This is a genomic window from Psychrobacter sp. TB55-MNA-CIBAN-0194 (assembly GCF_040309505.1).
Taxonomy (GTDB): domain Bacteria; phylum Pseudomonadota; class Gammaproteobacteria; order Pseudomonadales; family Moraxellaceae; genus Psychrobacter; species Psychrobacter fozii.
Genome location: NZ_JBEOOW010000008.1, coordinates 118,567 through 130,750, shown reverse-complemented (window position 1 = coordinate 130,750; position 12,184 = coordinate 118,567). Strand labels below are relative to the sequence as shown.

General features: G+C 42.8%; 10 protein-coding genes. 4 read left to right on the top strand and 6 right to left on the bottom strand.

Annotated features, from left to right (window positions below; genetic code table 11):
• A complete protein-coding gene (locus AAEY75_RS10860; RefSeq protein ID WP_502944403.1) occupies positions 1 to 1,596 on the bottom strand; it encodes a flavin-containing monooxygenase in 1,596 nt (531 codons plus the stop codon).
• Between the two features lie 102 nt (positions 1,597 to 1,698).
• Positions 1,699 to 2,412, bottom strand: a complete 714-nt coding sequence (locus AAEY75_RS10855) for an RluA family pseudouridine synthase (RefSeq protein WP_352259570.1) — start codon at positions 2,410 to 2,412, stop codon at positions 1,699 to 1,701.
• 383 nt (positions 2,413 to 2,795) lie between these two features.
• On the opposite strand from AAEY75_RS10855, the gene trxA reads away from it, so the two are divergent.
• The 3 genes from trxA (at position 2,796) to AAEY75_RS10840 (ending at position 5,625) form a co-directional block, all read left to right on the top strand.
• Positions 2,796 to 3,122 (top strand): thioredoxin, encoded by a 327-nt coding sequence (trxA, locus tag AAEY75_RS10850; protein WP_194197946.1) that lies wholly within the window; start codon positions 2,796 to 2,798, stop codon positions 3,120 to 3,122.
• Between the two features lie 518 nt (positions 3,123 to 3,640).
• The gene (gene rho / locus AAEY75_RS10845; RefSeq protein ID WP_025651526.1) at positions 3,641 to 4,909 is read left to right on the top strand and encodes a transcription termination factor Rho; all 1,269 of its coding nucleotides are present in this window, start codon (positions 3,641 to 3,643) and stop codon (positions 4,907 to 4,909) included.
• Between the two features lie 476 nt (positions 4,910 to 5,385).
• On the top strand, positions 5,386 to 5,625 hold the full coding sequence (locus tag AAEY75_RS10840; protein ID WP_110923570.1) for a YMGG-like glycine zipper-containing protein: 240 nt from the start codon (positions 5,386 to 5,388) through the stop codon (positions 5,623 to 5,625).
• A gap of 155 nt (positions 5,626 to 5,780) precedes the next feature.
• Here AAEY75_RS10840 and ypfJ read toward each other — a convergent pair whose 3' ends face one another.
• A complete protein-coding gene (gene ypfJ, locus AAEY75_RS10835; protein ID WP_352259569.1) occupies positions 5,781 to 6,683 on the bottom strand; it encodes a KPN_02809 family neutral zinc metallopeptidase in 903 nt (300 codons plus the stop codon).
• Positions 6,684 to 7,202: 519 nt separating this feature from the next.
• On the opposite strand from ypfJ, the gene AAEY75_RS10830 reads away from it, so the two are divergent.
• On the top strand, positions 7,203 to 7,559 hold the full coding sequence (locus tag AAEY75_RS10830; protein WP_110923572.1) for a hypothetical protein: 357 nt from the start codon (positions 7,203 to 7,205) through the stop codon (positions 7,557 to 7,559).
• Between the two features lie 248 nt (positions 7,560 to 7,807).
• On the opposite strand, the gene AAEY75_RS10825 is transcribed toward AAEY75_RS10830, so the two are convergent.
• The 3 genes from AAEY75_RS10825 to pheS all read right to left on the bottom strand — a co-directional run bounded on the left by AAEY75_RS10825 (position 7,808) and on the right by pheS (position 11,982).
• Positions 7,808 to 8,107: an integration host factor subunit alpha gene (locus AAEY75_RS10825; protein WP_110923573.1), complete on the bottom strand. Its 300-nt coding sequence runs from the start codon at positions 8,105 to 8,107 to the stop codon at positions 7,808 to 7,810.
• Between the two features lie 226 nt (positions 8,108 to 8,333).
• Entirely contained in the window at positions 8,334 to 10,739 is a 2,406-nt protein-coding gene (pheT, locus tag AAEY75_RS10820; protein ID WP_352259568.1) for a phenylalanine--tRNA ligase subunit beta, read from the bottom strand.
• A 187-nt stretch (positions 10,740 to 10,926) separates the two neighbouring features.
• Positions 10,927 to 11,982: a phenylalanine--tRNA ligase subunit alpha gene (gene pheS / locus AAEY75_RS10815; RefSeq protein WP_110923575.1), complete on the bottom strand. Its 1,056-nt coding sequence runs from the start codon at positions 11,980 to 11,982 to the stop codon at positions 10,927 to 10,929.
• Positions 11,983 to 12,184: the final 202 nt, after the last annotated feature.

Below are 12,184 nucleotides of genomic sequence, written 5' to 3'. Positions count from 1 at the left end.
CTAACGACTGAATCGTAGCCAATCATCTTTTATCTTACGGTATTTGAGCACTATTCGGTCGCTGAGATAGTTATTTGTAACCCGCCAAGGATATATGTCTCCTTGCTTGGGTAGCTCGTGTTGAGCGCGATTGACATATCCTGAGGATAGCGCGCCCATCACAGTCTCTGATTGGCTATGGGCGGTGCCATGCTCACTTTGCGCTGTTGGTAATACTGCTTGATAACCATGCTTATCCATATAGCCAAGTAGTCGCATCACATACTGACAGGCCAAATCAATCTTTAATGTCCATGAGGCGTTGGTGTAGCCGAACAGCACTGCCATATTGGGCACATTTTCAACCATGACCGCTTTATAAGTCATGCGTGTACCGATATCTACTGCCTGTCCATCGATATATACTTTTGCACCACCCAGCATTTGTATCTTTAGACCTGTCGCTGTCACGATGATATCTGCATCGAGATGTTTGCCAGAGTTGAGCATGATACCTGTCTTCGTGAAATGGTTTATTTGGTCAGTCACTACTGCTGCACGTTTACCCTGTAATGCTTTGAATAAATCACTGTCTGGTACTGCGCATATCCGTTGGTCCCAAGGATTATAATCGGGTACAAAATGCGTCACATCGACATCGCTGCCTTTTAGTTCTGTTTTGACGCCGCGCTTTAGTAGCGCTTTCATAAATTTGGGGGCTACTATAGCCGCTCGGTAAGTACCTTGTTGTATGAGTACATTGCGGGTACGCAATACCGTATAAGCCTGCTCTTTTGATAAAGGTGAAAACTTGCCTGAGAGCCAATCAAGCGCATAATCATCGCCTGGCACGCTCGCCACATAAGTTGGTGAACGCTGTAGCATAGTGACATGTTGTGCGCATTGCTCAGCTTCTTCATCTACTAACGCTGGCAGCAACGTCATCGCCGTCGCACCACTCCCGATAATGACGACCTTTTTGTCTTGGTAATCGACATTATGCCAATGCTGCGGATGGACTATCCGGCCTTCAAATGCTTCTTCTTGATCAAAATGAGGCTTATAACCTTGCTCATAATCGTAATAACCAGTGGCACCGACGACGAACTTGGCTGTCAGAGTAAACACTTCACCGCTAACGTGGTTTTTTACCATAGCCGTCCATCGTTGGCTGCTAGTTGACCAAGAAAGCTGCTGCACCTCATGCTGATAGCGAATATGCTCAGTAATACCAAACTCCTGCGCCGTATCAGCAATATAACGCTTAATGTCCCCACCTTTTGCCAAAATCCTGTGGTTCAACCACGGCCTAAAACTGTAGCCAAACGTCAATGCATCAGAGTCAGAGCGAATGCCGGGATACGTAAATAAATCCCATGTACCACCCAAATCTGCACGTTTTTCTAATATCGCAAACCGCTGTGAGCTTTTCTGCTGCTGTTTTGATGATTGACGTTTACGTTGATTTGGGCTTTTATGACCAAACAGCCCTTTGTGTTTTTGCTGCTGCAATCGGCAAGCCATACCTATACCAGCAATTCCTGCGCCGATGATAAGCACTTCATAATCTACTGGCGTGTCTAAGCGCGCCTTTTTAGATTGAAAGCGTCTCTTCATTGCCTGCTTTGCCGCCTGCTTTGCTGCTATGATATCAAGCATAATACCGTCCTTGTTTTTGCATGACTTATCCAATTTGCATGACTTATCTAAAGGGTTTGGTTAAAAAGGGTTTGGGCTTTCCCAGTCCATCCATGCACCCAATACGGGATGCTTTAGACGCAGGTGCTGTGCATGCAAATTGAGCCTTGGAGCAATCTCTAACGCAGCACCTTCAGCATAAATAGGGTCGCCAATCATCACGTGATCAACATGCACCATATGGACGCGCAGCTGATGGCTACGACCGGTAACCGGCTTTAGCATCACTCGTGTCACTGCATGACCATTACACTCTTCATGAGCCAATATTTCATACATAGTTAACGCATGCTTTGGCCAGTCGTGGTCGACGATATGGCGCGGTTTGGTCGCAGGCTCGTAGCGTACTGGCACTGATATCTTGCCAGTTGCGCCAACACTCTCCCACTGTCCAAAGACACGGGCTTGATACTTTTTCTGTGGCAAACGTTCAATAAACTGCTTACTGATATGGGTTTGTGCTGCCGCATTTTTTGCAAAAATGAGCAAACCTGAGGTATCCATATCCAGACGATGAATCAACTTGACTGCTGGATTGACACGCTCAAGCCTTGCCAGCAAGCTCACATTCAGCGTTTTACCATTGACGCTTAATAACCCTACGGGTTTATCTACTATCCAAATATCATCGTCTTCATAGACAGTAATATCTCGTGCAAATGCTTGAAAAAACTCAAGCGGACGGGCGTTCTCTTGAGCGTTAAGAGCGTTGACTTCTTCATCAGTAAAAAGCATAAAAATGGGCTACTTATATTAGGGCGTAAAGGTAAAAAACAGACTTATTTATGGACTGAAATGTGAGACTGATAGCGATTTCAAGTATAAAGGAGATACGTCAGACATGTTAAATAGTGGCAATCATTCAATCAAAAATACAAATGGCAGAATTAACTGGCAGGCAAAATATAATCTATATTATTGTGTGTCGATTTATTGTGCTAATGGCAATTGTTAAACAATTTAACCAGCCTGCATCTGTCAAGTTTGAGCAAACATGTTAATATAATGGCACATTTTCACCACTTCTAAACGATTCTTTGGTCACTCATCACGCTACTATCTAACCAAGATATAATGTGATGCATGATGATAGAAATAATAAAACAAGAGAGAAAACTATGTCAGATCTTATTTTCCACACCACCGATGCCGACTTTGATAAAGACGTACTAGAGTCAGACGTACCAGTATTGGTAGACTTTTGGGCCGCTTGGTGTGGTCCTTGTAAAGCCATCGCTCCTATTTTAGAAGATTTAGCCGCTGACTACCAAGGCAAAATCAAAATTGTTAAGGTAGATGTTGATAGCAATCCACAAGCGGCTAGCCGTTTCGGTATTCGCAACATCCCAACCCTATTTGTATTCAAAGGTGGCGAAAAAGTTGATTCAGTAATGGGTCTACAGCCAAAAGCTGAATTGGCAAAAGTACTAGACAAACATCTATAAGCTTGTGCTAGCCAAGCACATGTTAAAAACTGCAATGTAATAGAAGAAGCCATTATCTGACTAAGATAGTGGCTTTTTTGCTTATTTTTTATGCAAAAGACTCGATTATATGACTTTTTTGGCAAAATTTATTGACAATGCCATTGTGAAGACCGTATAGTCTGCTGACAACAGAAAACTAATTGTTTTCATAAGTGTCTTATCGCTATTCTCCTCGTGTTTATCAACAAAAACACAATCGTCGTTATAAACACCATTGCTGAACGAAATGACTAAACACAATTACTGATATTGAGTTTTTGACGCAGACTCTTATGTAGCCTTCTTTATATTTATTTCTTATTACCTTGCACCAAACGACTGCAATTCGTACATAAGCTGACACGTAACACCCAAACTACATAAATCCTAGCTCTGTGCACGCACCCTCTATCGCCATATTATCGTTGTTTTAATCAATGTCGTGACTTGTGCTGCTAATGGCATCTCTCATCTGATCACTTGCTAATGACCTATCTATGAATCTTACTGAATTAAAGAAAAAATCAATCGCTGAGCTATTGGCTATCGCCAAAGAAATGGGTCTTGATAATATGGCACGTAGCCGTAAACAAGACATCATCTTTGCTATCCTCAAAACCCATGCCCGTAACGGTGAAGCCATTTATGGTGACGGCGTACTTGAGGTTCTTCCTGATGGTTTTGGCTTTTTACGCTCATCAGAAGGCTCTTATTTAGCGGGTCCTGATGATATCTACGTCAGCCCTAGCCAAATTCGTCGCTTTAGCCTAAAGACGGGTGATAGTATCGCTGGTACGATTCGTCCACCAAAAGATTCTGAGCGTTATTTTGCGCTACTAAAGGTCGGCGAAATCAACTTTGACACGCCAGATCGCTCACGTCATAAGCTTATCTTTGAGAACTTGACGCCCCTATTCCCAACTGAACAGCTAAAACTTGAGCTTGGTAATGGTACCACCGAAGATTTGACAGGTCGTATCATCGACTTGATCGCACCGATTGGTAAAGGTCAGCGCTCTATTATCGTTGCACCGCCAAAAGCTGGTAAAACGATGCTGCTACAGACCATCGCACAGTCGATTACCCGTAACAACCCTGAGTGTTATCTCATCGTACTATTGATCGATGAGCGCCCAGAAGAAGTCACTGAGATGGTACGTACGGTACGCGGCGAAGTGGTTGCCTCTACTTTTGATGAGCCACCACAGCGCCATGTTCAAGTGGCTGAAATGGTCATCGAAAAAGCCAAGCGTTTGGTCGAGCATAAGCAAGATGTGGTTATCTTACTTGACTCAATCACCCGTCTTGCTCGTGCTTACAACACCGTTATCCCTTCATCTGGCAAAGTATTGACGGGTGGTTTGGATGCCAATGCGCTAGAGCGTCCAAAACGCTTCTTTGGTGCTGCACGTAATGTTGAAGAAGGTGGTAGCTTGACGATTATTGCCAGTGCCCTTATCGATACTGGTAGTAAGATGGACAGCGTTATCTTTGAAGAATTCAAAGGTACAGGTAACCAAGAGATTACGCTTGAGCGTGATTTGGCTGAAAAACGTGTCTTCCCTGCGATTAATATCAAAAAATCTGGTACTCGTCGCGAAGAGCGTCTACTTGATGAAGATAAACTGCGTAAAGTTTGGATTTTACGTAAATTGCTACAGCCGATGGATGGCGTACAAGCCACTGAATTCTTATTGGATCGTTTAAAAGAAGCGAAGACCAATGACGAATTCTTTGAGCAAATGAAACGCAAATCACAGAACTAATGCTCACACCGAGTTGCTTTAGCATAATCAGCACACATTTAGCTTAAACAAAAAAGACCGCTTTCGAGCGGTCTTTTCTATTTTTAGGACTGAAAGTTGTAATCGATAATCTCAACCGACCTACTATCTATACAAGTGCAATAACTTCCTGAAAAATATCCGTCAAGGACACAGTGGAGAAACATCCTTTACAGGATATTTGCAAAGAATAGCGCTTTTACTACGCGCATAAATTATTAGTTGGGTTAGTATAGGCATACTCTGCTACACAAATCGACAGCAGTATCAATTTTTGATACATTTAATGCAGTCTTTATTAATACAGACCACGATATGTCTTGCGGTAACACAATAGGTTATTCTAAGACTATTGCCCAAGTATCTTGATACTTTATATCAGCATCAAAATACTTGGACAATACAAATATCGTGTTTTGATTATGATCAACCAACTTGATAACTTAACAGGTGATATTATGAAATTTGCTAAAACTATTGCGATGACTGCCCTTACTAGCTCTGCTCTTATCATGGGCGGCTGTGCAACTAACGGATATAGCAGTGGCTTGAGCAACACTGCTAAAGGTGCTGCTGTGGGCGCTGCTGCAGGTGCTGTTCTTAAAAGTAACGGCGACAGCAAAGATATCGCTCGTGGCGCACTTGGTGGTGCTGCTGTAGGTGGTGCTGGTGCTTATATTCTTGACCAAACTCGTTAATTGATCTTATCAAGGCTGAATATTACCTTGATGGAATCTTAGCTGAAACAAAAAAGCCTGCAATTGATTGCAGGCTTTTTTGTTTCTAACTCATAAGTTGAAAGTAAATCCGCTTATCGTGATCTACGATACGCTTATAGTGATACCTAATACACTTATAGCGCTCCGCTAAACGTATCACAAGACTGTACGCTACCACTCTCTAAACCACGAGTAAACCATTGCACGCGCTGCTGACTGGTACCATGAGTAAAGTTATCAGGTACAACTGCTCCGCCACTGGCCTTCGCTAAACGATCATCACCGATTTGACTGGCTGCATTGATGGCTTCATCGATATCGCCCGCTTCCAAAAACTGTACACGCTCTTGATTACGCTGCGCCCAAACACCTGCGAAACAATCTGCCTGCAACTCTTGTAGCACTGACAACTTATTGGCTTCTGCGCGCGTGACTTGACGGCTGGCTTCGTTGACTTGCTGACTAATACCTAGCAACGTCTGCACATGGTGACCAACCTCATGCGCAATGACATAGGCTTGAGCAAAATCACCCGCTTTACCTTCGTTACCTTCGTTACCTTCGTCGCTAGAGCCTTGCTTATCACCTGTGATACCCAGATTTTGACTCATTTCTACAAAAAATGATTTATCTAAATAAACAGTCTGATCTGCTGGGCAATAAAACGGACCTGTCGCAGAGCTAGCGCTACCGCATGCTGAGCTCACTTGACCATTAAACAAAATCAATGAAGGCTCTTTATAGGTACTACCTGCTTCATTGAATATTTGATGCCACACTTCTTCTGTGTCAGCCAGTACTACTTTTACAAACTGTGTATCCCGATCCGTACTGGTTGCAATTTCAGTAGAGGTTTCACTACTTCCACCGCCAGTAACAGCTTGACCTGTCTGCAAAGCCGTCATGGGGTTTACCCCAAATACTAGCCATAAGATACCAGCAATGATAATACCGCCGATACCACCGCCAACCATCTTTCCACCGCCACCACTACTGGTGCGTACGTTTGAACTACCACGTCGACCTTGCCATTTCATAATTTTATTCCTCAAACATACGATAGGTACTGCTGCTCGTATTGATAGTTATTCATATAATGTTACGGCCAATACTGCTTTTTATCTTGGTGCTTTAGCCTATTATATTAAAAATAATAGCCTGAATAGGCCTTTCGATAGATAACACCTCTTTAATTTACTCACATTACATCAAACGTTACATTTATTTACTGATTAATCATCGTGAAAGCAGTAAATTATTGCAAGTAAATTTAGAAGTTAATATCCAAAAAACTTCTTTAAAAACAATCTGATGTCATTGATTACATTTTTTTGATATCCAACAGGGTGTTAAAAATTATAATCAATATACGAAGTAAAATTAAACTTACAATTTTATTGTTACTTAATTGTACGGACTATTTCCATTTAGATAGAAAACATATAGAATGCGTGCAAGCTGAGTAGCTGTAACTGGAAGTCGTTGAATACTGAGAAATCTCGGATTTCAACCCATGTTGCTGCTATTGATCATTTCATTTTTCCGGAGAAAACACTATGAAACTTAAATTACTTGCTCTAGCTGGTATCATGACTGCAACTATGGGCCTAACTGCCTGTGACAGCAGCAAAGAAAACGCTGCTGAAGATTTATCTGACGCATCAGAAGAAGTGCAAGACGCTTCTGCAGAATTAGACGAAGCTGCTGCTGAAGGCGAAGTAACTGCTGATGCTGACGCTGCTGTTGCTGGCGCTGAAGCTGACATCGCTGATGCTCAAGCTGCAACTGCTACTGACGAAATGGACGCTGAAGTTCCTGTAGACGGCGAAGCAACTACTAGCATGGATGTAGCTAGCGAAACTCCAGCTGTTGACGCTGCTGACGAAGTTGTTGTTGAAGAACCAGCTCAGTAATTTTATCGTTTATACGATGAATATACTGTAGTAAAAAAAAGAGAGCATTAGCTCTCTTTTTTTGTGCCTGTTATTTATGATGTATAAAAAGCTAATACTGTAATGTTCACTGATATTGCTACTCATATATAGTTTAAGCACATCAACATGTTTAGCTTATAGCTTACATACCTAGACTATATAACGAGTATCAATCGACGACCTAAATATCAAAACTTAAGCCGTCATCATCAATACAAACATCTAGATTAGGCATCAAATAGGCGTTCATCAACCTGTTGGCGAAATTTCTGTCCTGTTTTAAAGGTAACCACACGGCGTGCTGATACCGCAACGGGCTCCCCTGTTTTTGGATTACGGCCTGGTCGGCTGTTTTTATCTTTAAGCTCAAAATTGCCAAAGCCTGAAAGCTTGACCTCTTTGCCATCAATCAAACTCTCTGACAACTCATCAAAAAAGTTCTCAACCAAACAGCGACCTTCTTGGCGTGTTAGGTTAAGGTGACTCATCAAATGCTCGATCATGTCAGATTTGGTTAAGGTGCTCACAGTACAACTCCTATGCTATGTCGTGATGTCGAATATCATGGTTTAGCGGTATGAGGGTTAATGTTAGCTATTATAAAGGTTTTTGGACGTTTTTTTAATAAAAAGCGCATGAAAGTCCTTTATTAATAACTACTTAACGTATTTTAAGGCTTTCTATTAATAGCAATGCCCCGTAGCCTTATAAGTAGAAAAGCTACAGAGCATTGCTTACTGTCTATATTAAATACTAGCTATCGCGTAACTGCGCAGAATGCTGTTCTGTTAGCGCTTGCACAACCTTATCAGTAGACGTTTTTATCACGTCATCAGACAAAGTCTGGCTGCTGTCTTGCCATACTAGTGCAAATGCCAGTGAGCGCTGACCTTCCGGTACTTTATCGCCTTGATAAACATCAAATAACCACAGATCCCTCAATAGCTCACCTGCAGCAGCACGAATCGTGGTTTCTAGTGTCTGCAAACTAATATCGCTATCGACTAGAATGGCAATATCGCGGCGTACTTGTGGGAACTTGCTAGGTGTGTTGATGGCATGCTGCTCACGAGCGACTGTCAGTAATGGTGCAAGTGACAACTGCGCAACCCAAGTAGCTGGTAGGTCTAACTGTTTTGCGGTATTAGGATGCAATTGACCAAGCCAACCAACGTACTGATCATCGATATATAATTTAGCGCTTTGACCAGGATGCAAAAAGTTTAGTCCACTGCGCTCATAACGGATACGAGCACCCTCTATTTGCGCAGGTAATAACTGCTCGATATCATGTTTGAGGTCATAAAAGTCTAAAGCACGATTTTGATAGGCTTGCTCATCCCACACATTACCGACTGCGACCAAAGCAATACTTGGGGTCTGTACTAATTCGCTGATACTCTGGCCGACAAAGCTAAGGCCTGTTTCAAAGAAACGTACGCGTGGTTGCTGACGGTTCAAGTTATATTGCACACATGGTAATAAACTTGACAGTAAGGTGCGGCGCATAACGGCTAAATCACTAGAGATAGGATTGGCAAGTGCTAATACCTCTCCTAGTGCTTCATCATCAAGTAATGCTTCTATTTTTGCATCACTAAAGCTAAAGCTAATAGCTTCCATATAACCGGTATCAACCAACGCCAGCTTCATCTCATGAGTCAAGTCTGCGGTATCATCATAATCCATGCTGACTTGCAAATGTGGCAGGACGCTTGGGATATTGTCATAACCATAAATACGGGCAATCTCTTCGATAAGATCCTCTTTGATACTCATATCAAAACGATAAGATGGAGGCTTACAGACTAAAGCATCTGCCTGTTGCTCAACTTCGAACCCTAATTGAGTCAATATACGTACCATCTCTGTTGGCTCAATATCAATCCCGATAACATCACGTACTTTCGCGATTGGCAAAGTAATTGGCGCACGTGCTGGTAAATGCTCACTACTCTCAGCTTTTACGATAGGGCCTGCTTGACCGCCAGTGACGCTAATAATCAAATCACAAGCGCGTGCCAATGCGAGCTCTGGTAACTCAAAATCTACTCCACGCTCAAAACGTTGCGACGCATCAGTATGTAAACCAAAGCGGCGTGCACGAGCAGCGATAGCAAGCTGACCAAAGAAAGCACTTTCTACAACGATATTGGTCGTGCTATCCGTAACGCTACTACGCTGGCCACCCATAATACCAGCAAGTGCCAATGCGCCTTTATCATCGGCAATCACGAGCTCATCACCCGTTAGACTAATGGTTTGCTCATTGAGCAAAGTAATGGTTTCAGCAGGCTCTGCCAAACGCACAACGATATCACCAACGATGGTATCTGCATCAAAAGCATGTAGCGGCTGACCCAATTCCATCAATACATAGTTGGTCACATCAACCAAGAAGTTGTGTGAGCGTAGTCCTGATTGAACGAGGGCATCTTGCATCCACTTTGGTGTCTCAATACTACGATCAATATTGCTAATCGATTGTAATAAGTAGCGTGGACATGCTTCAACTGCATTTACTGTAACGCTTGGCGTTGCAGCATTTTCAGTAATGGTGATGTTTTCAGCGATGGTTGGCATTTGCATTGGTAAGTCGTTGATGACTGATATTTCGCGTGCAATACCACGTACACTAAAGCAATCACCACGGTTTGGCGTGATAGAGATATCTAGTATTTGATTGTCTAAGCCTAGATACTCACGGATATCTGTACCAATCGGCGCATCTGCAGGTAATTCAAGCAAGCCGTCTATGCTATCTGTTAAATCAATTTCGGAAGCACCACAAAGCATACCGTTAGAAGCCACGCCGCGTAGGTTACCGTTTTTAATTTTAAAGCCTTTCTTGTCATCGCTTGGGAGTACTGCCCCAACGGTGGCAACAGGTGCTTTCATACCAACGGTGACATTAGGTGCGCCGCATACAATTTGTAGCAGCTCAGCTTCACCGATATTTACCTGCGTGACTCGCAGTTTATCAGCGTCTGGATGTTGCTCAACGCTGACGACTTCTCCGATGACCACACCACTAAAAGCACGAGCAACCGCATAACGATCATCAATCTCTAGCCCTGCCATGGTTAACTGTTCGGCCAACTGTTCGCTGGTATTCGTGGGGTTCACCCATTGACGTAGCCACTGTTCGCTAATTTTCATAAATATCTCGGATCAGAATTTTATAATAAAGTGTTGGAGTAAAGCTTGGCGAATTAACTTGCTATAGTAAATCCTATATAAACTAGATACAGCGTCAGGCTCGCTCAGTCTACAATTTGTAGCACTTTCACTCACCTTCCTTGAATCTAAATTATCTTGAACTGACTATATAGGCATAAGGAAAACTCTAGCCAAATTGCTTTAAGAAGCGCACGTCATTTTGGAAAAACAGACGTAAATCGTCAATACCGTAATACAGCATCGCAAAGCGCTCGATACCCATGCCAAATGCAAAGCCAGTATACTTTTCAGCATCAATGCCGCAGTTGGTTAGTACTTGTGGATGTACCATACCGCAGCCCATGACCTCAAGCCACTTGCCATTGTCATCTAAGATATCTACTTCAGCAGAAGGCTCAGTAAACGGGAAAAATGATGGGCGGAAACGAACGGTCAGTTCTTTGGCAAAGAATGCTTCTAAAAACTCGCTAATCAAGCCTTTTAGCTCAGCAAAGGTGCTCGACTCAGTAACCATAAGCCCTTCTAACTGATGAAACATCGGCGAGTGGGTTTGATCTGAATCATTGCGATAGACGCGACCTGGGCAAATAATGCGAATGGGTGGTTCGTTCTTTTCCATCGTGCGAATCTGCACAGGACTGGTATGCGTACGCAGTAAGTAATGCGCATCAAAATAGAATGTATCATGCATCGCACGTGCTGGATGGTGCGACGGGATATTGAGTGCTTCAAAATTATAATAATCACTCTCAACTTCAGGGCCAGTCGCGACATTGAAGCCTGCTTGAATAAAATACTGCTGCATGCGCTGAGTAATCATCGTTACTGGATGCAAATGACCTTTTTGACCACCACGAGCAGGCAACGTAATATCGATACTTTCTGCTTCAAGCTTGGCATTTAATGCGGCCACTTCCAACTGTTGTTGCTGGTCAGTCAATGCTTGCTGAATACGGCTACGGACTTGATGTAACCAGCCACCGTAGGTTTTTTTGTCATCAGCACTGAGTTTACCCATTTGCTTTGACCAGCCAGTTAATGGGCTCTTTTTACCTGTCAATTGCACACGCAAATCTTGCAACTCACGCGCATCAGTAATCTGTAAAACCAATGCTTCAGCGGCACTAGCAAACTCAGTCAGTTGAGCTTCATTCAGCTCACTGAGCTCTGAGGATAAGGTCGGTAGCGCCGACAAATCGTTGATAGCAGCAGGGGTAGTCATAAGACGCATTATTCCTGATTTAAACGGACTATTAATAATAGTGATTGGTAATTGTAGGGGTTTGACCAAATATTGCAAACCATTTACCCATTCATTTTAAAATAAAGGCTAATAATATGAATGGCTTGAATATTTAGACAACGAAAAATTTAATTGCACATCAAACGAAATTTTTCTGAATTCGGATAGTGCAAACAAAGTC

Excerpts from the sequence above, each read along its gene's own strand:
- AAEY75_RS10860 (WP_502944403.1), bottom strand. The coding sequence starts at position 1,596 with ATGAAGAGACGCTTTCAATCTAAAAAGGCGCGCTTAGACACGCCAGTA.
- AAEY75_RS10855 (WP_352259570.1), bottom strand. The coding sequence starts at position 2,412 with ATGCTTTTTACTGATGAAGAAGTCAACGCTCTTAACGCTCAAGAGAAC.
- trxA (WP_194197946.1), top strand. The coding sequence starts at position 2,796 with ATGTCAGATCTTATTTTCCACACCACCGATGCCGACTTTGATAAAGAC.
- rho (WP_025651526.1), top strand. The coding sequence starts at position 3,641 with ATGAATCTTACTGAATTAAAGAAAAAATCAATCGCTGAGCTATTGGCT.
- AAEY75_RS10840 (WP_110923570.1), top strand. The coding sequence starts at position 5,386 with ATGAAATTTGCTAAAACTATTGCGATGACTGCCCTTACTAGCTCTGCT.
- ypfJ (WP_352259569.1), bottom strand. The coding sequence starts at position 6,683 with ATGAAATGGCAAGGTCGACGTGGTAGTTCAAACGTACGCACCAGTAGT.
- AAEY75_RS10830 (WP_110923572.1), top strand. The coding sequence starts at position 7,203 with ATGAAACTTAAATTACTTGCTCTAGCTGGTATCATGACTGCAACTATG.
- pheT (WP_352259568.1), bottom strand. The coding sequence starts at position 10,739 with ATGAAAATTAGCGAACAGTGGCTACGTCAATGGGTGAACCCCACGAAT.
- pheS (WP_110923575.1), bottom strand. The coding sequence starts at position 11,982 with ATGACTACCCCTGCTGCTATCAACGATTTGTCGGCGCTACCGACCTTA.